We start from the raw sequence: 22291 nt of genomic DNA on the forward strand, positions 1-22291 counted from the left end.
TGATTGTCGCGCTTTTCCGGTGCAAGCTGCGGATGCGTTCGGGAGTATAGGGAGACCCACTCATGAAACGGCATCCGAGATTGCATCGATTTCAAAGTCGAGTGGCTTGTCGCCGTTTCGTTCATAGCTGGCCATTTTTGCACCTGCTCCCCAATAGGCTTCGCAGATCTGTTTCCACTGTGCGTCCGCTGTCGTCTCGGTTCTGACACCGAGCTCAAATGTATAGGTTTCAATATCCTCTTGAGTAAAGTTAAGACAGCGGTCAGACCCCTCGGCCCCTCAACCGGACTGGCTGCCCTCCATCTGCCTGTCTGCTTAGCGATACAAGAGCAGCTAGGCAGCAGTCGCCGTCTTTCTGGTCATTTCAACGACCGGCACGTCATTCCGAAATCGGACATAAAAACTCAGCGATTTGCTGTACGGCGACCAGAAATTTTATCGGTTTTGGGCACTGTTACAGATACGCGTCCTCATATAATTTTAATATTTCCTTGTATCTATCAACGCGCGCATAGAGGGAAAGGTCGTTTTCGGGATCATCATACCGTATTGACTGTTTTTTAAGTTGAACACTGGATCTGCAGGGTGAAACGTCGAGGATAGATTGTCATGCACACAAGGCATCTCCTTTATATTTTGGCGTTTCTGGGCACCGTCGCCGGTGCGGCACGCGCCGACGATATAGCGATGATCGGGGGGCGCTATAATGTGCATTTTAAAAATAGCGATATCTATGGAGACCAAACTTACAGTGATGACGTAGCCGAGATCGTTCCTCTTTCGCCTCATGACGCTTATATCCGGATTTCACTGTGGTTCTTTAACGGCCATAAATGCGATATCTCGGGTATCGCTCAATGGGATGGCGCGTCGCTCGTCTACAAGCCAGCCCTGCAGAGAACGCCGTCAAAATCATGCGTGCTCGCGATCCGTAAGCTAGGTGGCAGGCTACGACTTGATGACGACGAGACCTGTAAGGCCTACTACTGCTCAATGAGAGGAAGCTTCAACAGTATGACTTTTCCCATGTCGAGCCGCCGACCGATCACCTATCTGCCGAGATTGCATGCGTCTCGCGAGTATCATGCCGCCATAACCCAGTGGGGTCATAAACCGTCCCCAGATCCACAAAAACATCTTCTTTCAAGTCATTGAGTCGCAAACCGGACAGTCTGCTTCCCCCCAATTTCAGACTGTCCGCTTCGTAGGTCCGATCCGTTAAAAGCGGACATTTGTCCATTTTCGGCTTGCGGCGGAGATTGCTGATAATGTATCTACCATGTAGATACATTATGGAGAGATTCAATGCTTGGAACCGTTCGTAAATGGGGGAACAGCGCCGCGATTCGTTTGCCGGCCAATATTCTTGAAGCGGCTCACCTGCATGTTAACCAAGCCGTTGATGTCCGGGAAGAAGATGGACGCATCGTCATTCAGCCGGTTCGACCTGCTGCCCTTTCTCTGGAAGCCCTGACCGCTGCGATCACGGATGACAACCGCCATGGTGAAGTGAGTTTTGGATCTGAAGTCGGTGGAGAGATCTGGTAAGTGTCGGCGTGGGTGCCAGACTGCGGAGACATTGTCTGGCTGGAGTTTGATCCTCAGGCAGGACGTGAACAAGCCGGACATCGCCCGGCTGTCGTACTGTCTCCGGCTAGCTATAACACAAAATCCGGGATGATCGTCTGTTGCCCGACAACAACAAAAGTCAAAGGGTATCCTTTTGAAGTGCCCCTGACAGGAGAACCAGCAAGCGTCGTTCTCTCCGATCAGGTTCGCAGTCTTGACTGGCGTGCCAGACGGGCAAAGCATAAAGGCCGGGTTTCTGAAGCCGAACTTGAAGCGGTACGCGAGCGAGCTCGGCTACTAATCGGATAAGACTAGGAAAAGCGAAATACTCCGTTTTCGCTTTCCCTGTCACAGGAGGCAGGCCACCCTGTGCGCTCCGAATGCTTATACGGTGATCATTCCGGAAATGCGGGTGACGACATTTCCGCCGATCCAGATATCGTCACTAACTTTCTCCACAAAGAACTGCCCAGCTCTTCGTAATGCGGCGCCCTGACTGACCACATACTGTGCCGGTGCGATTCCGCTTTCGATCAGCCATTGAGCGATCCCGGCATTGAGACTCCCGGTCACCGGATCTTCCCATCCCTGTCCGTCTCCGACAAAGGCTCGCACCTCAAACTGAGCATCCGTACCGTCACGAGCGGGGTCCCACGCACCGACAACACCCACGCGCTGCCCCTGCAGCGTCTGCCAGTCCGGCTGAATAGCCAACACGTCCCTCCGGCTAGGCAGTTGCAGGACCATCCAGCCGGGGCCATTATCCGCCCATTGCGCACTGAGAATATCGTCAGGTTTCAGACGTAAAGCCGTGAGCGCATGTGTCAGATCATCCGCCCCGACAGGACCTATCCGACGCCTTGGCGGCGCGGCAAAGGCCAATCGGTCGGCCTGTCTGCGCACCGGAACAAGGCCCGCACCGCATTCCTGTATGATCACATCGGATTTCGACGTATTTCCCAGAGACGTCCAGACAAAAGCGCTTCCGAGTGTTGGATGCCCGGCAAAAGGCAGTTCAGTCTGTGGCGTAAAGATCCGCACACGATAATCGGCATCCGGGTGCGTCGGCCTGAGAAGAAATGTCGTCTCGCTGAGATTGGTCCAGTTCGCGATCTGCGCCATCTGGACATCGGACAATCCATCGGCCCCAATAATTACGGCGAGCGGATTGCCATGAAAGGGCTCGGTAGCAAAAACGTCCACCTGTCGGAAAGTAAGGTCCATTGTCAGGGTTCCTGCGTTGTCGGGCCGATCCACGGATCGATTGCGTCGGCCAGATGTGTCAATGTCGGGCTGTGGAAAGCCGCCACCGTCCGGTTAAAGGTTTCATGATGGCAGTCTGATCGTATGATCAGTTCCTGCGTCGGAATGGAAAGACCATCCATGGCCCCGCAGGCTTTCAGGGCAGCTCTATCGATCCTGATCAGCAGGCGTCGTATCTTGACGGGATCGCTCAGATCCTGACGAACATAGGAAACATACACCGGATCAGGACTGTCTTCGGCCTCCTGCGCCGAGGCAGGTCCATGAATGGCCATGAGAAGCAACAGCCCTGCGAAGATGGCGCAGAGCACTGCCAGCGCTTTCACCATTTCCGGGATCTGTATGGAGATGCTGGCTTCAGGTCGCAGGCGGGCGATGTTCATGACTGATTGCGACATAGGGAAAGCCTTATTGTTATAGTACAATAGAGACGAATCGATTCGATTGTTCCAGATTGACAACTCCACCAAAGAGTTCAATCACTATATTGTCCTATTCCAATGACACCGACGGAGCCGGATATGTGGCAACCCGACCTTCAATCCGGCCCCATGCCACTGTACGAGCGGCTTGTTCTGGCCATGGCGCAGGACATCAAGACGGGACAGCTCGTTCCCGGCACAAAGCTGCCACCCCAACGTGATCTGGCGTTCCGGCTGGGTGTGAGCGTAGGAAGCGTGACGCGGGCCTATGCGGAAGCAGAACGGCGGGGGCTCCTATCCGCTCATGTCGGGCGTGGATCGTTCGTACGGGGTGCATTACCAGCCGTTCCGGATGTTCCCACGATCGAGCGCGGTTCTGCCGCACGACAAAGCGGAAAGGGGCCGATCGACCTGCGGTGCAATACGCCACCACCTGTTTCTCTGATGGCGGATCTGAATGCCGCTTTGGCTGCACTCATGGCGCGTGGAGCACTCGATCCTGCCGTCCATTACGTTCAGGGTGCGGGTTTGGCACATGTCCGGGAAGCCGGGGCGCAATGGATCGCACGGCATTATGGGCTGGATTTTGACGCCGGAAATCTGATCCAGTGCAACGGTGGCCAGCACGCGATTGCACTGGTTTTCTCATCGCTCTGCGCTTCAGGCGATACCGTTCTGTGTGAGTCCTCGACGTTTTACGGTGCACGCATGGCGGCGGACCATCTGGGTCTGAAGTTGAGGGGCCTGCCGATGGATGACGAAGGGTTGCTGCCTGAGGCTGTTGACCGGGCAGCAGCAGAAACCGGCAGTCGTCTGCTCTTCACGCAGCCGACGCTTCACAATCCGACGACGCGAACAATGTCCGAACAGCGTCGGCAGGAGATCGCGGCTGTCGCGAGAGCACGTGATTTTCTGATTTTGGAGGACGATGCCTATTACGCGTACTCCCAGCGCCCGCGTCAGATCGTGTCGTACGCACCCGAGCGGACACTGTATCTTGCCAGCCTCTCCAAAGGGATCTGTCCGGGCTTCCGTCTGGCCTTTCTGGCACTTCCGCCGGATCTGCCACGGGAAAGGATTATGCGGGGCATCCGGGCCCTGGGGTACTGCCCGCCCGCGCTGGGAGCACTGGTGTTCAGCCAGTGGGTCGAAGATGGCCGGATTGATGCCATCGCACAGGCTGTTCAGGTAGAAGCAGCAGCCCGGTGGAATCAGTCGCGTTCCGTATTGGGTGATCTCGTCGCGCGGGCAGGTGCCTCACAGTCGCCTCATGCCTGGATGCCCATGTCGGCGCTCGATGCCGAACGCGTAACGGCGCGGCTGCTTCGCGCCGGTGTGGAAATCACGCCCCCCGATGCGTCTGCGGTCTCCGCGCAGGCTGACACCGGCCTGCGTCTCTGTCTCGGTGCCCCGGAAAGCAGGCAGGAACTGGAGCGCGCTCTCGCAATTATCAGGGAGGTTATCACCGGGCACGGAAGTGCCGACCGGGACGGAATCATCTGACCCGGCGTACCCTTTGATGATGTAGGGCAGGCGGTTAGGGATGGGACAGTGGCAGGTCTGCTTTTGGGTTGTCCGAGGGTAGAACCCGACATATGTTTGGCTCACTTCTCGCATAGATAATCTTCAGTTTTCTAAGGCAGTCCTGAGACGCTCAGTAGTAGGATTTCAGGTTATAACCGCGACAGCGTATGCACGGTCCGGTCAGTAGTCACATTGCCTGTATTAAGGGTCGTATTCGGCTCCAGCAGAACAACATGGCACTCGTCGCCTAAAGCCTCAGGGCAATGCTCGACACCATGCGGAACAATGATGAATTCACCGGCCTCGATGTCAATGTCGCGATCCCGGAAATGCATGCGCAATGTTCCAGAAACAACTAGGAACAGTTCGTCCTCATGCTCGTGATGGTGCCAGTCGAACATTCCCTTGAATTTTGCCAGTTTGATCTGGGATGTGTTGATGTCACCCGCCACACGGGGACTCCAGTAATCGGAAAATGCCTTGAAAGCCTGAGTCAGGTTTATTTTTTCCATTGGTTTCCTCCGTCAGAGTTGTCGAATGATAGTCTGGACGTAGCCGATCTGTTGCGCCAGAGCGGGTGATGCAGGAAAAGTGCCGTCGAGCAGAGCTGTGCCGACCGTAAAACCCGCAGCCCCTGCAGAGGCAATGGCGCGAATACGCTCCGCCCGATCGAGCGAACCCGCTACGATGACAGGCTTATTCGGTACAGCGGCGCATACTTTCCGGATCAAATCCGGCACGTTTCCCTCGAACCGATAGGCAAGCAAATCCAGTCCGTGAACACCGGGCCTCGAGGCGAGATCGACCGCACTGTGTATGATTTCTGTCTCGGATCCTTCGAGCATACTCGGATGCCCACTGATCCGGCCGGGAAAGGGATAATAGCGGATTTTTGTGTCTTTAAGCAGTCTCAGCGCGTCATCGACATGCGTGCCACCCAGCAGATAATCGACACCGAGGGCTATCCCGGCCTGTATTGAGCGAAGTTCACTGTCGCGATCGAGTGAGACAACTTCCAGATAAGTTTTTGCTCCGGCCCCACGGATAATGCTGGCCAGCGTCTGAAGCGCCGTAAACGGCAGACCAATATCTTTGAACCCGATATGCCGGACGCCTGCCTCACGAGCAGCATCAACCAGATCGACTGCGTTCTCCACCGTATGGTCATGGCGGGTCAGCATGAAGATGAACTTGGGCGGGGTCATACTGAGGCTCCATTGGTGAGGCGAAGAGCGTAATCGAATGCCGTTTCCAGACTGGACGGATCGGCGATGCCCCGTCCTGCAATATCGAACGCCGTGCCGTGATCGGGGCTTGTACGCGTGAAGGGCAGGCCGAGGGTAATGTTCACACCTTGCGCCAGCCCCATGTATTTGACGGGAATCAGTCCCTGGTCATGATACTGCGTGACGACGACATCGAACCGTCCCTCGCGCGCTTGCATGAACACCGTGTCACCGGGCCATGGGCCTGATGCGTCAATGCCTTCACGACGTGCCTGGGCGACGGCCGGACCGATGATACGGCCCTCTTCGTCACCAAATAGGCCACCCTCTCCCGCATGAGGGTTGAGGGCTGCTACAGCGATGCGCGGGCGATCGATACCCAGTGCACGTGCCCCTGTGTAAGCCAGCCGGATTGCTGCTATCTGGGCAGGAAAATCAGCGCGCTGGATCGCGTCCCTGAGAGAACAGTGGGTCGTCACCAGTACGACGCGGATATCTTCGTTGGCCAGCATCATGGCGACATCCACGCCACCAGCCTGCTCGGCGAGAATTTCCGTATGGCCGGGATAGTGCAGTCCGGCAGCGGCGAGTGCTTCCTTGTGAATCGGCGCAGTAACGACACCCCGGATTGTTCCCGCCTTCGCCAAACGAATTGCGGTCATGATTGCTGTGTAAACGGCGCGGCCACTCTCGGCGCTGACCTGACCCACAGGCGGTGGTTCTGCGCATTCCGACGAGACCAGCACATTCAGCACTCCGTCCTCGAACCGGGCTTCGGCTGGTGTCGCGATCTGGCGCACCGACGCCGATGAGTTGAGTGCTGTCAACGCCTGGTGCATCACCAGCGGATCGCCCACGACGATCCAGCACCGTTGCTGCGGTCGTCGCAGGAACATTCGCACTATGATCTCAGGGCCGATACCGGCGGGATCTCCCATCGTGACCGCCATTGGCAAAATTGTGTGAAAGGCTTTTTCCATCATTCCAGTGAGAATAACGAAACCGTTCATGAGGAAAACCGATATGAACTGACCTGTTCCGGTGATAAAAACTGACCAATGAAGCGTTCTGACATTCCCTCTCTGGACGATCTGCGTGCTTTCGCAGCGGTTGTGCGCCTGGGTTCGGTACGGGCGGCAGCCACAGAGCTAGCTCTGACTCATGGGGCCGTCAGCCGTCGAGTGTCCAAGCTGGCTGACGATCTGAAACTCCAGCTTCTGGAGCCGGATGGGCGCGGGGTGCGGCCGACCCGTGACGGCGCGCGTCTGGCTGAAGCGGCAACCGATGCACTAAAAGGGATCGCGGCGGCGCTAACCGAGATCCGGTCGTTATCTGATGCCCAGCCGATTGTGCTGTCATGCGAGCGGTCACTGGCAATGCGCTGGCTGATCCCGCGCCTGTCCGACTTCCAAGACCGTCATCCGGGGATCGATGTGCATCTTTCGACCGGTGGCGGCGCGCTAGATTTCGCACGTGACCGCATTACGCTGGCAATCCGACGCCTTGATTTCCCGCTTGCTCCCAAGTGGGCTGTCACCACAATCGCGCAGGAGGCGGTTGGGCCGGTCATGCGTCCTGACATGGCACAGAGGTTCGCAGACGGGGGGTATCTGGCACTCGGGTCGCGCACCCGGCCCGAGGCATGGAAAAACTGGCTGGCGTCCCGGACCGACATGCCCACACCGCGCGACGTCCGTCTGTACGACCATCATTTCATGATGCTGGAAGCCGCCGCCAATGGTTTGGGGGTTGCTCTGTCGCCCCGTATCATCGCTATGGACGATATTGCGACCGGCCGGCTTGTGGCACCGGCCGGGTTCGATGCGGATGGAACATCTTACGGGCTGATCTGGCCAGGCGGCATGGAAATAACAGACAGCGTCAGTATCCTGGAAAAATGGATCATCAAACAGGTTCCATAACCCTAATGGAGTGGGCTTACCGTAGTCATAATGTTGCAATGGGGGGAGAGCAGTCCGTCCGGTTCAGGAATTCAGGGGCTTGATAGTCGCCATTCATAATGGCGGCCAACGTCAAACATGCACGTGCTTTTGCACTTCTGAGTCGGTCTCGAAGGCGCGCAGAACCGCCTCCCAGAAAGCTCTATAAGTCGATATCGGCCCCAATTTGGTGGCTTCTCGACATCCGCTATCGGATCAATTGAAAGCAGAACCCATGTCTGCGTGATCCAATCAATCTCTTTGTCAGAAAAATTCAAAAGGCGTTATAGCTCATGGATCGTCTCAAGTTTAAACTGTAGGCTACGCCCTCTTGGTCCGTCCTGAATTGCCTCGTCCAGCGTGTCACCACACATGTCGGCATCTTCCCCCAATGAACTGGTCCCCACATTGGACAACCGGGGAAATGCATCTCGGATCTCAAATCCATGCTGGCTGACCGAGGCTATGACAGCAACAGTGGCAATTTCCGCCAGAATCTGCTGATCCAAGGGATACTGCCGCTCATTCCTTCACGAAAAGGCTGTAGCGCTTCGCATAAAGCGGACTAGCGGTGCTACGGGGATCACAACCGCATCGAGCGCATGTTGAATCGGCTCAAGCAGATATACCGAATTGCCACTGTCTACGACAAAACTGCCCTGTTATTCATTAGTTTGACCAATATCGCCGTCACAAGGCTCTGGATAATGTCTTTTGTCGCCGTGATCTAACCTTAAAATAATATACCAAATATTTTACTTATTCTGTTTAGGGTCAACTGGAAATCACACGTTCCATAGTCAATATTTCCCTTAAATCTGTCATAAATACCCTGGGTTATTTGTCCAAAAAATATACAGCTTCTGATTCGGTGGTAGTCGTCTTCGTTGAATATGTTACGGTAACTGGGAATATCTCTTCTTATTGTTGAGTATATCTTATTTGATGTCGATAGTATCTCTTCTATCGAAATATATCCCATAGCCTCCATCTCAATGGCACTATCTTCCTCAAGTACGGTTGCTATCATAAAGCTTCTCAATGAAGCCATTTCATCAAATGAAAACGAAACACTCGAAAAAAGATTAGTAAATTCTTCCATTATATTACTTAAGCGCCTCAAAATATTTCCGACCAGCTATTGGCCTGAAGGTTGGAATTTACGAACATGCCCAAACGGTGGATGCGATGAAGCCCTACGGCAAGATATGTAGTGTGAAGCGGAGGATGACTTGGGAATAAGTAGCGAGAGCTATGTCCGCTTTCGGAATGCGGGGGATAGCGTCCTATGTCCGCCATGAGGCGTAAGCAGCAGGTCCGCTTCCGCCTCATTTCGGACGCAGGCGAAGTGACTTGCGCTTCCTGAAAGCGGACATGTGAACAGATTGGCGGAGAGTTGGTGTCCGTTGTTCTCGGTGCAATTTATTCCCTTGAGATGAATTCCACCGACGATGAGAGGCTATGGAACGAGGCCTCTCCAAGGGAGACAGGCAGATTACCCGTATTCGCGGCTCGTCGGGCCTGGAGCCGGGACTTTACTCACACAGCGGCGCTGGCGCACCTTGAAAATCTTGACGGTATCGCCGAGGATGTCTCTAGGCTTACAGGCAGAGTTGTTATCGCGTATCGCGATATAAGACATCGATGTTGGGCAGTGATGCTTCCAACTACCCTTATTACAGCTGCAAAGCTGAGCGGACGATCGATCGGTCGCATAGGAGTGCCTGTAAGCCGCCAATTTAAGGAGGAAGAGTGTCGAGCCTGGCAAAACTGCAATCGGCCAAATCGCTTGACGATCTGGCCGCAATCCTAGGGTATAAGCCAGCAGCACTTGCTTATCTCCTTTATCATCTACCCGCCGCGCGGAAATATACCACCTTCACTATTCCAAAACGCGACGGCACTCCGCGCGACATTCTGGCGCCGACGCCAAAATTGAAGTTGCTCCAGCGCCGTCTCGCCAATGTCCTCTATCTGGCGCTGGCGGATATCGACAAAGCGGGTGCGCCTCGCCGACACCTCTCGCATGGTTTTGCCAAACATCTTTCGATCGTCACCAACGCAAACGCCCATAGGCGGCGACGCTATGTGCTCAACCTCGACCTCAAGGATTTCTTCCCGTCAATTAATTTCGGCCGGGTGCGTGGTATGTTTATCAAGGACAAGCGCTTCGCGCTCGACCCAAAAATCGCGACCCTGATCGCGCAGATTGCCTGCCATAACAACGTGCTGCCGCAGGGCAGCCCATGTTCTCCAGTCATCTCAAATGTCATCGGCCATCTACTCGACATTCGGCTGGTCCGCCTCGCCAAGGCACAGAAATGCACATATTCCCGCTATGCTGATGACATCACTTTCTCCACGAACGCTAAGTTGTTCTCTGCCGATATGGCCGCTCCGGTTGCGGGAACGGAGCATGAATGGACGCTAGGCGCGGCGCTGATCAAGGAGATCGCCAGAGCCGGCTTCGCAATCAATCCGGCCAAGACCCGGATGCAATACCGTGGATCGCGTCAGGTAACGACCGGCCTTCTAGTCAACGAAAAGCCAAATATCCTTCCGGAATACTATCGCACTGTTAGGGCGATGTGTTGGTCTCTATTCAACAACGGCAGCTACTATCGTGTGGTCCCTGCCACTTTAGCGGGCGGCAGACCAGGTGATCCCAATGTGCAGGAACCAGCAACGTCGCTCGCGCCGCTGCAAGGGATGCTCGGCCACATCTATCATGTGCGCGATCAGGTCGACCAACGACCTTCTGCTGAAAAGAAGAAAGAGGCGACGGCCACCGCGACACGTAAGCTCTACCACCGGTTTCTATTCTATCGAAACTTTATTGTTGCGCCCAAGCCTCTTGTCATCCCCGAGGGTAAGACTGACTCGATCTATCTCCAGGCAGCGATAGAAAAGCTCATCGCCTATCATCCGCAGCTCGGCCGCATGGACAAAGGTAAATTCAAGTCTGCACTCAAATTCATGAATTTTTCGAGTACAGTGCATGACGTGCTTCAGCTCGGCAGCGGATCTGGAGATCTATTTCACTTCATAAGAAAGTATCATGAACTACTAAAGCATTACCGTCATCGGCCCTTGCCCAACCCGGTGATCGTACTGATTGATAATGATGACGGTGCCAAGGAGATTTTCGGGGCTGCTCGGGGACTTGGCGCTAAAGGGATTTCACTCACGTCCACCGAGGCCTTCTATCGGCTCGGCCCCAATTTGTATCTCATCAAAACCCCGGAGACTGGCCCAACGGGTAAGAGTTGTATCGAAGATCTATTCGATCCAACGCTCTTGAAAACGGAAATCGACGGTAAGAAATTTGACGTCAATAAAAAGCATGGCGAACCTGGAAAATATGGGAAGCAGAGATTTGCTGAGAAAGTTGTACGACCGAAGAAGGATATTATCGACTTTTCAAAATTTTCCGGGTTGCTTGATCGCATTGTATCGGTTCTTGATGACTACACAGCAAACCCACCGCCACCTTGAGCGGCCAGGCCGGTTTTTCTCTGCACTGCCTATCCGCGCAAGGAATATGAAGCAGACAGGCGGGATGCGCCCTCATGACGGCCGAAACGATGGTGTTGCAGCTTCACCAAAAGCGGACATTCGAACCGACACAGATGATGGCAGCTAAGCGCTTTTATTTCGGTCGTTCGGCGCTCCTGCGGCTTTTCCACAAAGCGGACGTGCCTTCTGTGCTTCCGCTCTTTCTACCAACCAGGAACATGGTTGGCAGAAAGAGCTTTGAATGGTCCGAATACCTAATCGAGGATAGACTCAGCTACCTGAACACCACTTGCAGCCTCCCCCGCGGTGACCGGAACATCCGGAAATCTTACGATGCCTGACATTTCGATCATGGCCATACGGCAGCGGCGAGCAAATTCGTCGTCTGAAGTGCCGGAAAGATACTGTGCGGCGGCGTACAGTCGGTCGGTCGACACTAATCCGTATGACATAGATGCGGCCGAGGTGATGCACTTGTCGGTGAATTGAGTCTCGCGCTCACCCGGCTTCGTCAGGCGATAGCCGTTTCCGAACAGAATGCCTTTGGCCGGCTGATGGACTTCTTCGCGCTGCAAGTCTTCGTGCAGGTTAGTCGACAACTGACGCAGCTTCTCGATGTTTACTGCTTTGTTGTCTTTGCCTTCAGCTTCACCAAGAAGGCGGCCTTCCGCGCTCTCAAAGACCGCGTCGAATTCCGATTTCCCGTCCTCATATGGTTCTGCTTTGAAGCCGAGCACCGTCAACGCGGTGATGATCGCGGCTTCCAACGGCTTGCCCTTCTCGAAGAGCAGCGCGCGTAGCTGCCCGGCATCCTCCAACTGGCGGGATAGCTCTTCCTTGGCGCGCTGGGCTTTCTCCAGTTCTGTCTCTGCCTGGAGCAACTGCTGGCGAAGCTCGATCTCCGGGGCGAGCGCGAATTCGTCAGCCGACGCCCATTCAGGCTGCGGCGTTTTCTCACCGTCGCTGGCAATTGCCTTCGATAGCGCGACAATTTCCCCAATCAGGGACGCGCTGAATTGTTCTCCTGCCGGTGACCAAACTTCACCTTCCTCTTCATCCTCAGCGAAAAACTCCTTGGCGATAAAATCCATGTCCGGAAGGAGCAGAAGCGCGCCAGCGGAAACCTTGCCCTTAAGGAACAGGCCGACAGGCTTCTGTCCGTGTTCAGTCTGAACACACACGCCTTTGGCGTTGCTGTCCCAAACCACGTTGTAATGGGAGGATTGCCCAAACAGCTTCCAGTAAGGAGCCAGCAAGTTGCGCGCGCCAGCGGCCAGCGTCATCGCGGTGCCCTGCGTTGCCGTCCAGCGTGGCGTAACAGGCAAGCAATCATAGCTCGTGACCGGCTCGACGTGTCGAGTAACCTTCTGATTGCGGCCGGTACCGGACGTAGATTTCGTGCCGGTTGCAGCGAAGACCTCCACAGGGGGCGGGAGGAATCCTACCACCAGTTTTCCGGCTTCGACCGCTTGGGCGATCTCCCGCCGCCAATGTGCGTTCGCCTCGCGCATCTCGAACGACTTGCGATCGTTGAGGGCCAACTTCCCCATGTACTCGCCGCTATCGTACTGGTGCATGATGAAATCTGACACGTCTGGCCGGAATAGCACGATGTCCCAATCCAGAAGCGATTTCTTTTCCGTGAAAGCAGCAAACTCTATGTCGTCGTCTGCCAGATAAAAACCGACAGTCAAAATCTTCTTAGGCATGCAAACCCGCCGTCTCGTTGATGGCTCCGAATGTATTGTAGGCAGATTACCCATTCAAGATTGGCGGTTGCGGTCATCCTCGAAAATGTGACCTTTGAGGGTAAAACTTGCTACGGCTGCGTGGTAGTCAGTGTACTGCCCTGACCAGCAATCTCACCTTGACCGGTTGACCCCAGTCACGCCTAAAAAGTCGCGAATTAAGCAGCATGTTAACCTGCCCAGACCAGAGGCATCGTTCCGCGCCGAAAGGAGCCAAACTTCAACGCTTAATCACAGACCGCTTCTGGCCCCGGAATGCGACGTAGCACGCGTGACTACGGTGAGTGTCTGCTTACTTGCGTCCACCGCCAAGGAGCCGACATTCTGCTCCCGACCCCGAGTTTGCCATAGCCACCGTCCAGTTGATGGCCAGCTTTCGAAGGCTGCTCTCCGAAAGCCGCCTTTCGGCTTCCCCCCCCTAAACAGCCTGTCGGCTCAGCAGAAACAAGGCAGACAGGCTGTAGTCGCCTCTTGTCGGCCATTCAGCGATCAGCCTTTGATGACCAAATGCGGACGGTCATATTTTCTGGATGCCATCACTTTTTCGACTACGCAAACGGTCGATCTACTTGCACTCTTTGAATGCCAAAGAGTGCCGAGATTTCAGATGTTGATGATCGGAGATGCTACCCATCGCGATTCAGTCAGATCGGGCGCGGCTCTAGATGCAGGGAAAAGGTTTCAAATTTTTATTTACCTTGTATCATTAAAAGGAGATCTAATATGAAAGGATGGTCACTTGCTTCCCATTCAATGCAAAGAAATAATGAAGAAATTTCTAATCGGAATCGATGACTATATTTCTGAAAAAATTTTTGATGAAAAGGGACGTATAGGAGAAGAGGAATGCGTTTCAGATCTTTTGCGGAGCCTAAATGGCAAAGGGAAAGGTCCACGAGGACTTGAAATTACTGCGAAAGACTTTGAGGAATACCTTCAAGAAATAATTTCGGAGATCGGATTACAGGGTAAAGTCAAGTTTTGTATGGAAACTGAAGATTTCAGCAAAACCTTTGAAGGGGCGGTAAATCAAGCAGATTATGCTCTGGCGCTAAAATTTGTCGACACAAGTTCAGATGTCACAATGGCAGAGCATAATAGTTGGGAAATATATTATTTATTTCAAACAAAAGTTGCCAGAATTCCCGGCGAAGAAAGCGAGCGAGATAACCTCAAATGGAGTGATAAGGCGTCTTTTGTAGAAACTAGTGGACAAGTAGAAAGAATTAATATGCTAAAGGAGATAATTGGAGATTCAGCAATTTATTACCACTACTTTTGTCCATATGGCGCTATAGGTTTGAACGAAAAATCTCATGTTTATAGGAAATTAAAAAACGACCTAAGTGAGCCTTTGTTCAATGAATGCGAACGTTTAGGAATGTGGATAACAGAAAAGTGGCATAAAAAAGTTAGCGGAATTTTCGCTAACAATGATTTTGTCTCTTCATGGGTTTATTTTATACTAATGCACTATTTTGATAGCGCCAATAGCAAAAATATCTCATTTACGCACCCTTTAGAATTTAAAAAAAGCCCTGATGGACAAAAACAAATAGAAGAACGCAATAAAATTTTAAAAAGAGACAAAGATACTTTAGAGAAAATAATTGCTCATCTAGGAACAAATGGAACGGAAAAGAGAAAAATTACTGCTGAAAGTTTTCAAAAACGAGGTTATTTGCGTCTTATCGAGGTGCAAGTTGATTTCCCCTTTTATGAATACGAATTAGCATTGAGTCCATCGTCGCCAGCACCTGACGAACCTAAGGCACCTGGCGGAGGCGGATCTTCGAGCCCTAGCCCATAAACAAGAATTTATTCGTAATTATAAAAATTATAGAACGTGGCTCTTCTGGTTTTTGCTAAATATCTGCCTGCTTTGTGAAATGAAGCAGGCAGATGCAAATCGCTTTTATTTTGGATTACGTATTTTCCATATACTTTTAGAAAAGCATATTTTGTAAATTTATGCCATAAAATTCAATTTATTTTCTGGAAAAATTTCTATTTTATTTGAATTATTTGGGGGCTCCTGTTTTGCATCAGATCACGCCCTCAGCGGGAATCCTAGACGATTCAGATCGTCCGGAAGACGTTCTGGCGATATCGTAACCCGATTGGATGCTTTTCAGCGTATTAGAAAAGCCACCTAAACGATGTAATTTCGCGAATGTCCGCGTCCCTGTGTTCATTACCAAGAACGGACCTTCCGCATCCCCCCGAATTGCTGCCTTCAGGTGTCTGGGATATCCATTGTGAAACTTGGGAATTCCAATGCTTCGATGACGCTCTGGAGGTTCCGGACATCGATGGAACTGGTGTAGTTCATAGTGCCCTGGCTGCGGTGAGAGGCTTCGTGCCCCAGGACCCGGTCGATCCAGAGCTCCCGGAAACTGGCGTCTTGATTGCAGAGCTTCGTGGACACTGTGTGGCGGAAACTGTGAAACGTGATCTCAGCCGGAAGCCCGAGTTTCGTTTTCAGTTTTGAAAACCCCTGACCGAATGCCGTGCCACGGACTCCGCTTGTGGACGTGGCCAGATCGGGAAACAGGAAATGCTGGTCCGGCTTTAGAAACTTCAGGATGCCTGCCCTGATCAGTTGGGAGTGGATCGGAACCAACCGTGTTCCCGCCGCTGATTTTGGAGACCAGTCCTCTTCCAGATGAGGCCGGATCTGGAAGCAGGCCACGCCCTGCACGTTCTCGATGTCCTGACAGCGCAGGTTACAGATTTCTCCCAGGCGTAGGCCAGTATAAAGGGCAATATTGACCATGCCCGCATAGGTGCGCCGTGAAATGCCACGATGCTCCCAGTGCGCTCCCGCCAGAAGCGCCAGTTCCTCGTTAGTCCAGCAGCGGCGGTCCGTTTCCTTCGTTGTGTTGAACGACCATTTCATCCATGGATTTTTGGCCACGATCTCGCGTTGAACGAGAATGGACCAGAGCGCTGACAGTCGGGAAAAATGGTTCTTCGCTGTCTTGCCACTCAGCGTTTTGAGACCCTGTTCCTTTGCAACCTTGACCGCGTCCCGGATCGGCAGACATTTCTTGGCTTTCCCGTGCGTGGCTGGCAGACCCAGCAGCAGGTCCTTGAAGTCGCCCGCCGTTGTTCCGGTGATCTGCGTGACCGGGAGATCACCAAACGCTTCAATGAACAGGTCAACGGTCGTTCTCGTGCCTTTAAGAGTGTCAGCGCTTTTACTGGCGTCGTTAAGGATGAAGCGCTGGGCCATGGCGCTGATGGTCTGGGACGAGGCGATGCGCTGTCTTTTGGGCGGCGACACTGTCGGCGTTGGAAGACGCGTCTTTGCGTCATCGGCCTGAGGCTCAGGAAGACGTTCCTGTGGCAGAGTTCCCTTGATCTCGACCACCATCTTCCGCAGTCCTGTGATTTCTTCCCTCAGCATGGTCTCCCGTGTCCGGGAGACGGCCTGATTCAGGGCATCCTGCTGATACAGTCCTTGAAGGTAGTCTTCTGTTTCCTTGAGATACCGACCGATCACATCAAGGAAGCGCTTCGTGGACTTGATAGAATCCACTTCCCTGAAGAGCATTTCGGTTGTCTCCACTTTATGGCGCATGGTCAGGGTTTCAATGTGATCGGCGTGGTGGTTTTGGAGGTCTTTTACGAACTGCTCGTAGAAGCTGACGAGGTCCATGGCGTTGAGTGTTTTTGCGGGAACCCCTGATGTCATGCGCCGTATCTCCTGAAAACACTGCCCGGTCCGGGCATAGAACAGAGCAGCTTTCTGCCGTGCTTCCAGCTTATTCGAGGTTTTCAGGGAGTGCGAGACTTCGCCTCGTCCCAGCAGGGGGCGCAGGTCCAACGGTACGGCGCGTCGGAAATAGTATTTCGAGCCTACGAGTCGGAGCATGTGCTGACCTTTCCCATTCTGGGAAAGACTGTGGGAGAAACGCCCATTTCAACGTCGAATGGCGTTTTTTCTCTATGTTTTCAATGGCTTAATGGTGCGAGCTGCGGGACTCGAACCCGCACGCCCTTTCGGACTCAAGATTTTAAGTCTCGTGCGTCTACCATTCCGCCAAGCTCGCACAGCCCTCATGCTGCGCGCAGGAGAGCGGTACCGTTTTCTCTCAACCAGCGCTCTGCTGCAAGACGTCCTGAGTGGCCTTTAGGAATAAAACTGTCGACCAGCGCCCAGAAATCAGGGCCGTGATTGAAGTGTTTCAGATGTGCCAGTTCGTGGATGACCACATAATCCCGGATCTCTATTGGGGCCATGAGCAGGCGCCAGCTGAGCATGATGCGGCCCTGACGGGTGCAACTTCCCCAGCGGGTCCGGACATCGCGCAGGTCGAGCCGGGCAGGGTACAGGTTCATTCTCGTCGCATGGCTCTGAAGTGTCTGTGTCAGACGTTCTTTTGCCATGCCCTGGAGGAAATCGCGGACGCGGCGTTCCGTGTGGGAGGCGTCTCCGCTGACATGCAGTCCGTCCGCATCCAGCCAGCATCCGCGCCGGGCCGTTGGTTCATGCAGAATGGGGATGTTCCGCCCTTCGATCATGACCTGTGAGCCGTCTGCGAGTTCCTGCTTTTCCGGCAGGGCGGCAAGAGCAGTGGTGATCCACTCTGTCTGCTGGTGAACAAACGCCAGTGCCCTGTCCCGGCTGATGCGCTCCGGAACCGTGATGATGACTTCCCCCCGGACAGGCTCGATTCGCAACGTGATGCGTTTGGCCCGCGTCGAACGTTTCCAGATGAGTGGAACGGTCGGGGGAAGCATGGGTCTCAGCCCTTGCGCTTCAGGGCGTGACAGAGGGGGGAGCGGTCCGGCCATTCTCCAGGCCAGTCTTCAAGATGGTCTTCGAGCGGCCCGGCGCGACGCTCGCTGATGCAGCGGTCCTGCACCGAGGCGCGTGAGCTGTGCACGCCCTTCTCATTGCCCGTTCGGAGGGGGTGCCAGTCCGGAAGATCAAATCCATCACGCAGCAGCCGATAGGAGCAGCTGGGTGGCAGCCAGTCGATTTCGGCCAGAAGTTCCGGCGTGAGGGTCACGCAGTCCGGGATCTTGCGGTGGCGGTCAGCGTAATCCGTGCAGCGGCAGGTGTGGGTATCCAGCAGGCGGCAGGCGACGTTCGTGTAGACGACCTCATCCGTGTCTTCGTCACGCAGTTTGTTGAGGCAGCAGCGTCCGCAGCCGTCGCAGAGGGACTCCCACTGTTCGGAAGACATCTGGTCCAGAGGAACGGTTTGCCAGAAGGGGGCGGTTGGGGTGCTCATGGATGATCCAGCAGGGCGCAGGCGACGCAGAAGGCGATCGCCAGAAGAAGAGAAAGACAGGCGGAGGGCAGAAGGAGTGGAAACCAGATCAGGCGCAGGCGGGTCGGCAGATCCGCGCCCAGTCCGACTGCGGCGCGGGTAGTCCCCGGAGGCAGGGTCAGGAGGGTGGCACCGGTTGGAAAGACGACAGCCGGTGCGATGAGTATCCCTTCCAGCCAGCCCAGACCGGAATGAATGCTGGCCAGAGCGAGAGCCACTCCCGGTCCGGGCAGGAGCAGGAGCAGTCCGAGACGGCGCACGACGGGAGCGGGTAGAACGCGCATGAAGAGCGCGATCACGGCACAGGCACCGAGGAGACCTGTCAGGATGGCTGGCAGATTGATCCGGAGGGCAAGGGCCATCATGGCGTCTGAGGCCCGAAGCGGGCTTCGAACTGCTGTTCGAGGGCAGCACCATGCCGGGACCAGAACGTATCACTGACATTCAGGAAAGTGGGTGTGTTTCCCGGAGGGGGCGGACTGGGCATGTCTTCCAGATGGGGAGCATGCATCCTGAGCAGGGCGAGCGTCCGGTGTGCGCTATCCGTGGGAACATTGATCGGGATGGCCCAGAAAAGAGGAGTTCGCAGGATATCCCGGGTACCTGCAACGAAAAGCGAGGACGCTGCCCCGCCCTGCACGCGGGAACTGACGCTGGTCACTTCCGCACTGGGAGCGCTCAGCATGAGCGCACTGCTCTGTTCCATGATGCGGGCGGCGTCGGCAGGCGTATTCCACCATACGATATAGGGGCGGAGCAGGTTCAGTTTGCGAAACGCCCGTTCTGCACCGGACTGTGTTGCAAGGGTGGAATAGATATCCTGTGGGGCGACCCCGTCAGCAAGAAGGGCGATTTCCAGCGTCGTTCTTGCTCCGAAATGTAGTCCGCGACGTCCGGGATGGCGGGCGACATCCCAGAAATCCTGCCAGCTCGGGGTTGTCGCCAGGCGTGAGCGGTCCCAGGTCAGGGCAAGGTCGCTGACGCCGCCCGGAATACCGCAGGTTGGACTGTCATCTATCGGATGGACCCACCCACTGGCGCAGGCCTGCGCCAGTTGTGTGCCGGGGACGAGCACGGCCAGCCATACGGGTTTTGCCGCATGAACGGCAGTCTGCAGGGTTGCTGTCTGCCCGTCCCATTCTACCAGATGCAGGCTGTTATCGCCGGATGTGAGCGCACGGGCTGCGATCGTGCCTTCGGGAACGCCAAAGCCGGGCTCGGGGGCGGTGGGAGCGGCAGGGCGGTGATGGATGGTTCTGCGACGATGGCGGGTTCGTCCATGGCCATGTGCGGAGGCCGATCCGGGAAGAAAGACGGACGTGATGCCGTGGCCAACGGACGTGAAAAACGTACCGATGTCATTGGTTCCATGTCCTGAATGCGTGGACGCGGCCTGGGCTGCAGGGAGCTGGGAGTAGAGGAGCAGCGCGCAGAAACAGGCGTAGCGCAGGCCGCTCTTGCGGGAGGCCCGACCATGTATCCGGAGGATATGTCGCAGGGGGAAGGCGGACCGGGTCAGAACGAAAGGATCCTCAGGGACAGGGTTTGTCTGAAGGGAAGTGGCTCAGAGGCGTCCGGGCAGGACGGGCGCAGTTTAATACATCCCGGGGCCGGGCGGAAAGGCTGTCGCATGGGCGGCGGGCCAGGCGAGTTGCACGGCAGTGCCGGAGGCGGGAATCTTCTGGGCCTGAAGAGGCGGCCGCCTCAGTTCGATTTCCGTGCCTTCGGCGCAGCGGATCCGCATGCGGATATGGTCGCCCAGATGGGTGCTGTCGGTCAGGATGCCACGGACGGGACTGTCGCCGTCTTCGTCCAGACCCAGTCCCTGGGCGCCGAAAAAGGGAGAAATCCGGTCGGGACGCACACAGACCAGACATTCCTGTCCTTCGGTCAGCTCTTCGGAAGCCATCGCGTCTACGATGCCGCCACAGGCCAGATGAATACGGGCCACGTCATCGCCGATGTCCAGAACCTGACCGGTCAGGGTGTTGGTTTCGCCAAACAGGGTCGCGACCTCGACGCAGGCGGGGCGGTCATAGAGGCGTGCGGCGTCCGCACATTGCAACAACATACTATCGTGAAAGATGGCGATTTCACCGCCGGAGCGCAGGGCATCCTCCCGGCGTGACACGGCATGGATCACGCTGAGGCTCAGGGCGCGGGACAGCGTGCCCAGCAGGATCGAGATGCGGCGCGCGGCCTGTGGATCCAGTGTGTGAAGCGGATCGTCCAGCAGAAGGAGATCAGGAGACGTGACAAAGGCACGGGCCAGCCGGACACGCAGGGACTGTTCTGCGGAAAGCTCCGCTGGCCGCAGACTTGCGATGCCATCCAGCCCCATCAGCGAGATCATCCGCCCTGCGGCAGCGCGGGCGTCTGTCCTGCTCTGCCCGTTTGCCCGCAGACTGAAGGCGATGTTGTTACAGAGGTCAAGATGCGGAAAAAGCGGGTCGCGCGGGCTGACGATCCGTATCCGGCGATCTGCGGGTGCGCGGGTGGTCACGTTCTCGCCGCCGACCATGATGGTGCCGCCCAGATGGGGCAGGAAGCCTGCCAGAACATCAAGAAGGCGCGAAAGGGCCGCGGACTGGTTCCCGAAAAGTGTCAGGGTCGTTCCCGGCTGAAGCGACAGGTCCATTGGCGGCGCATTGATGGCCGTGCGCAGACCACTGATTTCCAGCACGGGCGCTGGCCGTGAGGGGCGAGGGCTCCTCTTCTTGGGAGCCATGCGGGAAACGCCGGACAGGCCTGACATGCAACCTCTGGGAGAATGGATCGTTATAGGCGAAACAAAATCGGGTCAGAACAGAACTGACCAGATATTATGGAGAGGGTTTGAACATGAGCCGCAAAAGCGTCAAGGACAACATTGAAGGTGCAACCGAGACCACACAGGCTCAGATCGACAGCCTGCGGGACCAGTTGCAGGAACTGCTGAACACCCGAATCAACCCGGCGCTGCTGGATGCCGCGGACCGCACGGACCATGCCGTTGCAAATGCCCGCAAAATCACGGATCATGAAATTGAAAATGTTTCGACGCGTGTGCGGGCGCGTCCGATTGCAGCCGTCCTGATTTCGGCCGTTGTCGGTTTCTTTGCCGGACGTTTCTCCAAGTAATAGCCCGGTTCTTTCCAGGCGGGAGGCGGGCGGCAACTCGTCCGGTCCCGTCCTGAAGAAGAGGCAAACGATTTTCCATGAAACCCATTGAACTCGGACAGGATGTCCTTTCCGCCCAGGGACAGATCCTTTCCCGCTCTGCAATGCGAATCGGCCGCAGGGTGGCTTATGGTATTATTGCAGCAGTTTTCCTGCTGTTCACCGCGCTGTCCTTCCATGGATTTCTATGGGCGTTTTTCATCAATGTCGCCGGGCTGAGCTATGTGAAGTCTGCGCTCTGCGTCATTGGCGTGGATCTTCTGTTTGTCGTGATTTTCGGGCTCCTTGCTGCCCGTTCCATCCCTGATCCTGTAGAGATCGAGGCCCGTATCCGTCGTGACCGCAAGCTGATCGAGCTAAAGCAGGCAGTGGCGATGACTGCCCTGACGGGGCTTGTCTTCGGGCCAGCCGGGCGTTTCACGATCAAGCGGATCCTCGGTATTGTGAGGAATCTCCTCGGTCTCCGGAAATAAGACATTTTGTGGCTGATATTTATCAAAGCCATATGGTCAGCATCAGCGTAATGGCGTAAGCACATCGCGAACTTACAGACTCTCTCCTTTACTTGAAGGGGAGTCGGTGAGGTTGAGCGAGGAGCGTTGTGGACGAATTGTCTTACAGTCTGGCGGTTTGCCGTCTGGT

At 55.2% G+C, this 22291-nt stretch carries 22 protein-coding genes and 1 tRNA gene; 10 read left to right on the forward strand and 13 right to left on the reverse strand.

Going from position 1 to position 22291, the window contains the following annotated elements; all coding sequences use genetic code 11:
- Positions 1-609 precede the first annotated feature (609 nt).
- From ABF859_RS13110 to mazF, 3 genes are all read left to right on the forward strand, one after another.
- Positions 610-1155 (forward strand): hypothetical protein, encoded by a 546-nt coding sequence (locus ABF859_RS13110; protein WP_415528152.1) that lies wholly within the window; start codon positions 610-612, stop codon positions 1153-1155.
- Between the two features lie 150 nt (positions 1156-1305).
- Positions 1306-1548 (forward strand): AbrB/MazE/SpoVT family DNA-binding domain-containing protein, encoded by a 243-nt coding sequence (locus tag ABF859_RS13115; RefSeq protein WP_415528153.1) that lies wholly within the window; start codon positions 1306-1308, stop codon positions 1546-1548.
- Positions 1549-1878, forward strand: coding sequence for an endoribonuclease MazF (gene mazF, locus ABF859_RS13120; protein ID WP_415528154.1), 330 nt, complete (start codon positions 1549-1551; stop codon positions 1876-1878). It abuts the gene before it with no gap.
- A gap of 75 nt (positions 1879-1953) precedes the next feature.
- Here mazF and ABF859_RS13125 read toward each other — a convergent pair whose 3' ends face one another.
- Both ABF859_RS13125 and ABF859_RS13130 read right to left on the reverse strand, forming a co-directional pair.
- Positions 1954-2793: a PhzF family phenazine biosynthesis protein gene (locus ABF859_RS13125; RefSeq protein WP_415528155.1), complete on the reverse strand. Its 840-nt coding sequence runs from the start codon at positions 2791-2793 to the stop codon at positions 1954-1956.
- 2 nt (positions 2794-2795) lie between these two features.
- On the reverse strand, positions 2796-3215 hold the full coding sequence (locus tag ABF859_RS13130) for a UrcA family protein (protein WP_415528156.1): 420 nt from the start codon (positions 3213-3215) through the stop codon (positions 2796-2798).
- 138 nt (positions 3216-3353) lie between these two features.
- Between ABF859_RS13130 and ABF859_RS13135 the strand changes: the two genes are divergently transcribed.
- Positions 3354-4757 carry a PLP-dependent aminotransferase family protein gene (locus ABF859_RS13135; protein ID WP_415528157.1) on the forward strand — a complete coding sequence of 468 codons (1404 nt, stop codon included), beginning with the start codon at positions 3354-3356 and terminating at the stop codon, positions 4755-4757.
- 170 nt (positions 4758-4927) lie between these two features.
- Here ABF859_RS13135 and ABF859_RS13140 read toward each other — a convergent pair whose 3' ends face one another.
- Genes ABF859_RS13140 through pdxA form a run of 3 tightly spaced genes read right to left on the reverse strand, consistent with a single transcriptional unit; the run spans position 4928 to position 7014 of the window.
- Complete coding sequence (locus ABF859_RS13140) at positions 4928-5290, reverse strand: cupin domain-containing protein (protein ID WP_415528158.1); 363 nt, start codon at positions 5288-5290, stop codon at positions 4928-4930.
- A 12-nt stretch (positions 5291-5302) separates the two neighbouring features.
- Positions 5303-5983, reverse strand: coding sequence for a 4-hydroxythreonine-4-phosphate dehydrogenase (locus tag ABF859_RS13145; RefSeq protein ID WP_415528159.1), 681 nt, complete (start codon positions 5981-5983; stop codon positions 5303-5305).
- Positions 5980-7014, reverse strand: coding sequence for a 4-hydroxythreonine-4-phosphate dehydrogenase PdxA (gene pdxA, locus ABF859_RS13150; RefSeq protein WP_415528160.1), 1035 nt, complete (start codon positions 7012-7014; stop codon positions 5980-5982). The genes ABF859_RS13145 and pdxA overlap by 4 nt, the downstream gene beginning before the upstream one ends.
- 48 nt (positions 7015-7062) lie before the next feature.
- Between pdxA and ABF859_RS13155 the strand changes: the two genes are divergently transcribed.
- Together ABF859_RS13155 and ABF859_RS13160 are read left to right on the forward strand one after the other, a co-directional pair.
- Positions 7063-7926 carry a LysR substrate-binding domain-containing protein gene (locus tag ABF859_RS13155; protein WP_415528161.1) on the forward strand — a complete coding sequence of 288 codons (864 nt, stop codon included), beginning with the start codon at positions 7063-7065 and terminating at the stop codon, positions 7924-7926.
- 1770 nt (positions 7927-9696) lie between these two features.
- Positions 9697-11439: a retron Ec67 family RNA-directed DNA polymerase/endonuclease gene (locus ABF859_RS13160; RefSeq protein WP_415528162.1), complete on the forward strand. Its 1743-nt coding sequence runs from the start codon at positions 9697-9699 to the stop codon at positions 11437-11439.
- Positions 11440-11714: 275 nt separating this feature from the next.
- Here the strand turns inward: ABF859_RS13160 and ABF859_RS13165 are convergent, their stop codons facing one another.
- Complete coding sequence (locus tag ABF859_RS13165) at positions 11715-13169, reverse strand: hypothetical protein (RefSeq protein ID WP_415528163.1); 1455 nt, start codon at positions 13167-13169, stop codon at positions 11715-11717.
- Positions 13170-13947: 778 nt separating this feature from the next.
- Here ABF859_RS13165 and ABF859_RS13170 point away from each other — a divergent pair.
- Positions 13948-15018 carry a hypothetical protein gene (locus ABF859_RS13170; protein ID WP_415528164.1) on the forward strand — a complete coding sequence of 357 codons (1071 nt, stop codon included), beginning with the start codon at positions 13948-13950 and terminating at the stop codon, positions 15016-15018.
- A gap of 426 nt (positions 15019-15444) precedes the next feature.
- Here the strand turns inward: ABF859_RS13170 and ABF859_RS13175 are convergent, their stop codons facing one another.
- From ABF859_RS13175 to ABF859_RS13200, 6 genes are all read right to left on the reverse strand, one after another.
- Entirely contained in the window at positions 15445-17085 is a 1641-nt protein-coding gene (locus ABF859_RS13175; RefSeq protein ID WP_415528165.1) for a DUF6538 domain-containing protein, read from the reverse strand.
- A 92-nt stretch (positions 17086-17177) separates the two neighbouring features.
- Positions 17178-17263 (reverse strand) — tRNA-Leu (locus tag ABF859_RS13180).
- A 7-nt stretch (positions 17264-17270) separates the two neighbouring features.
- Complete coding sequence (locus tag ABF859_RS13185) at positions 17271-17954, reverse strand: M48 family metallopeptidase (protein WP_415528166.1); 684 nt, start codon at positions 17952-17954, stop codon at positions 17271-17273.
- 5 nt (positions 17955-17959) lie between these two features.
- Entirely contained in the window at positions 17960-18451 is a 492-nt protein-coding gene (locus tag ABF859_RS13190; protein WP_415528167.1) for a YcgN family cysteine cluster protein, read from the reverse strand.
- Positions 18448-18855, reverse strand: a complete 408-nt coding sequence (locus ABF859_RS13195; protein ID WP_415528168.1) for a hypothetical protein — start codon at positions 18853-18855, stop codon at positions 18448-18450. Before ABF859_RS13195 ends, ABF859_RS13190 begins: the two co-directional genes overlap by 4 nt.
- Complete coding sequence (locus tag ABF859_RS13200; protein ID WP_415528173.1) at positions 18852-19679, reverse strand: extracellular solute-binding protein; 828 nt, start codon at positions 19677-19679, stop codon at positions 18852-18854. Before ABF859_RS13200 ends, ABF859_RS13195 begins: the two co-directional genes overlap by 4 nt.
- On the opposite strand from ABF859_RS13200, the gene ABF859_RS13205 reads away from it, so the two are divergent.
- Positions 19590-19868 (forward strand): hypothetical protein, encoded by a 279-nt coding sequence (locus ABF859_RS13205; protein WP_415528169.1) that lies wholly within the window; start codon positions 19590-19592, stop codon positions 19866-19868. The two genes, ABF859_RS13200 and ABF859_RS13205, sit on opposite strands and share 90 nt — an antisense overlap.
- Before the next feature lie 216 nt (positions 19869-20084).
- Here the strand turns inward: ABF859_RS13205 and ABF859_RS13210 are convergent, their stop codons facing one another.
- Positions 20085-21245 (reverse strand): ABC transporter ATP-binding protein, encoded by a 1161-nt coding sequence (locus ABF859_RS13210; RefSeq protein WP_415528170.1) that lies wholly within the window; start codon positions 21243-21245, stop codon positions 20085-20087.
- A gap of 86 nt (positions 21246-21331) precedes the next feature.
- On the opposite strand from ABF859_RS13210, the gene ABF859_RS13215 reads away from it, so the two are divergent.
- Both ABF859_RS13215 and ABF859_RS13220 read left to right on the forward strand, forming a co-directional pair.
- Entirely contained in the window at positions 21332-21610 is a 279-nt protein-coding gene (locus tag ABF859_RS13215) for a hypothetical protein (protein WP_415528171.1), read from the forward strand.
- Positions 21611-21687: 77 nt separating this feature from the next.
- The gene (locus ABF859_RS13220; protein ID WP_415528172.1) at positions 21688-22122 is read left to right on the forward strand and encodes a hypothetical protein; all 435 of its coding nucleotides are present in this window, start codon (positions 21688-21690) and stop codon (positions 22120-22122) included.
- Positions 22123-22291: the final 169 nt, after the last annotated feature.

This window comes from Gluconobacter sp., from assembly GCF_047722525.1.
GTDB lineage: Bacteria > Pseudomonadota > Alphaproteobacteria > Acetobacterales > Acetobacteraceae > Gluconobacter.

Excerpts from the sequence above, each read along its gene's own strand:
- ABF859_RS13110 (WP_415528152.1), top strand. The coding sequence starts at position 610 with ATGCACACAAGGCATCTCCTTTATATTTTGGCGTTTCTGGGCACCGTC.
- ABF859_RS13205 (WP_415528169.1), top strand. The coding sequence starts at position 19,590 with ATGAACGGCAGTCTGCAGGGTTGCTGTCTGCCCGTCCCATTCTACCAG.
- ABF859_RS13185 (WP_415528166.1), bottom strand. The coding sequence starts at position 17,954 with ATGCTTCCCCCGACCGTTCCACTCATCTGGAAACGTTCGACGCGGGCC.
- ABF859_RS13210 (WP_415528170.1), bottom strand. The coding sequence starts at position 21,245 with ATGTCAGGCCTGTCCGGCGTTTCCCGCATGGCTCCCAAGAAGAGGAGC.
- pdxA (WP_415528160.1), bottom strand. The coding sequence starts at position 7,014 with ATGAACGGTTTCGTTATTCTCACTGGAATGATGGAAAAAGCCTTTCAC.
- ABF859_RS13195 (WP_415528168.1), bottom strand. The coding sequence starts at position 18,855 with ATGATGGCCCTTGCCCTCCGGATCAATCTGCCAGCCATCCTGACAGGT.
- ABF859_RS13155 (WP_415528161.1), top strand. The coding sequence starts at position 7,063 with ATGAAGCGTTCTGACATTCCCTCTCTGGACGATCTGCGTGCTTTCGCA.
- ABF859_RS13220 (WP_415528172.1), top strand. The coding sequence starts at position 21,688 with ATGAAACCCATTGAACTCGGACAGGATGTCCTTTCCGCCCAGGGACAG.
- ABF859_RS13175 (WP_415528165.1), bottom strand. The coding sequence starts at position 17,085 with ATGCTCCGACTCGTAGGCTCGAAATACTATTTCCGACGCGCCGTACCG.
- ABF859_RS13190 (WP_415528167.1), bottom strand. The coding sequence starts at position 18,451 with ATGAGCACCCCAACCGCCCCCTTCTGGCAAACCGTTCCTCTGGACCAG.
- ABF859_RS13215 (WP_415528171.1), top strand. The coding sequence starts at position 21,332 with ATGAGCCGCAAAAGCGTCAAGGACAACATTGAAGGTGCAACCGAGACC.
- ABF859_RS13145 (WP_415528159.1), bottom strand. The coding sequence starts at position 5,983 with ATGACCCCGCCCAAGTTCATCTTCATGCTGACCCGCCATGACCATACG.
- ABF859_RS13140 (WP_415528158.1), bottom strand. The coding sequence starts at position 5,290 with ATGGAAAAAATAAACCTGACTCAGGCTTTCAAGGCATTTTCCGATTAC.
- ABF859_RS13165 (WP_415528163.1), bottom strand. The coding sequence starts at position 13,169 with ATGCCTAAGAAGATTTTGACTGTCGGTTTTTATCTGGCAGACGACGAC.
- ABF859_RS13125 (WP_415528155.1), bottom strand. The coding sequence starts at position 2,793 with ATGGACCTTACTTTCCGACAGGTGGACGTTTTTGCTACCGAGCCCTTT.
- ABF859_RS13130 (WP_415528156.1), bottom strand. The coding sequence starts at position 3,215 with ATGAACATCGCCCGCCTGCGACCTGAAGCCAGCATCTCCATACAGATC.
- ABF859_RS13115 (WP_415528153.1), top strand. The coding sequence starts at position 1,306 with ATGCTTGGAACCGTTCGTAAATGGGGGAACAGCGCCGCGATTCGTTTG.
- ABF859_RS13135 (WP_415528157.1), top strand. The coding sequence starts at position 3,354 with ATGTGGCAACCCGACCTTCAATCCGGCCCCATGCCACTGTACGAGCGG.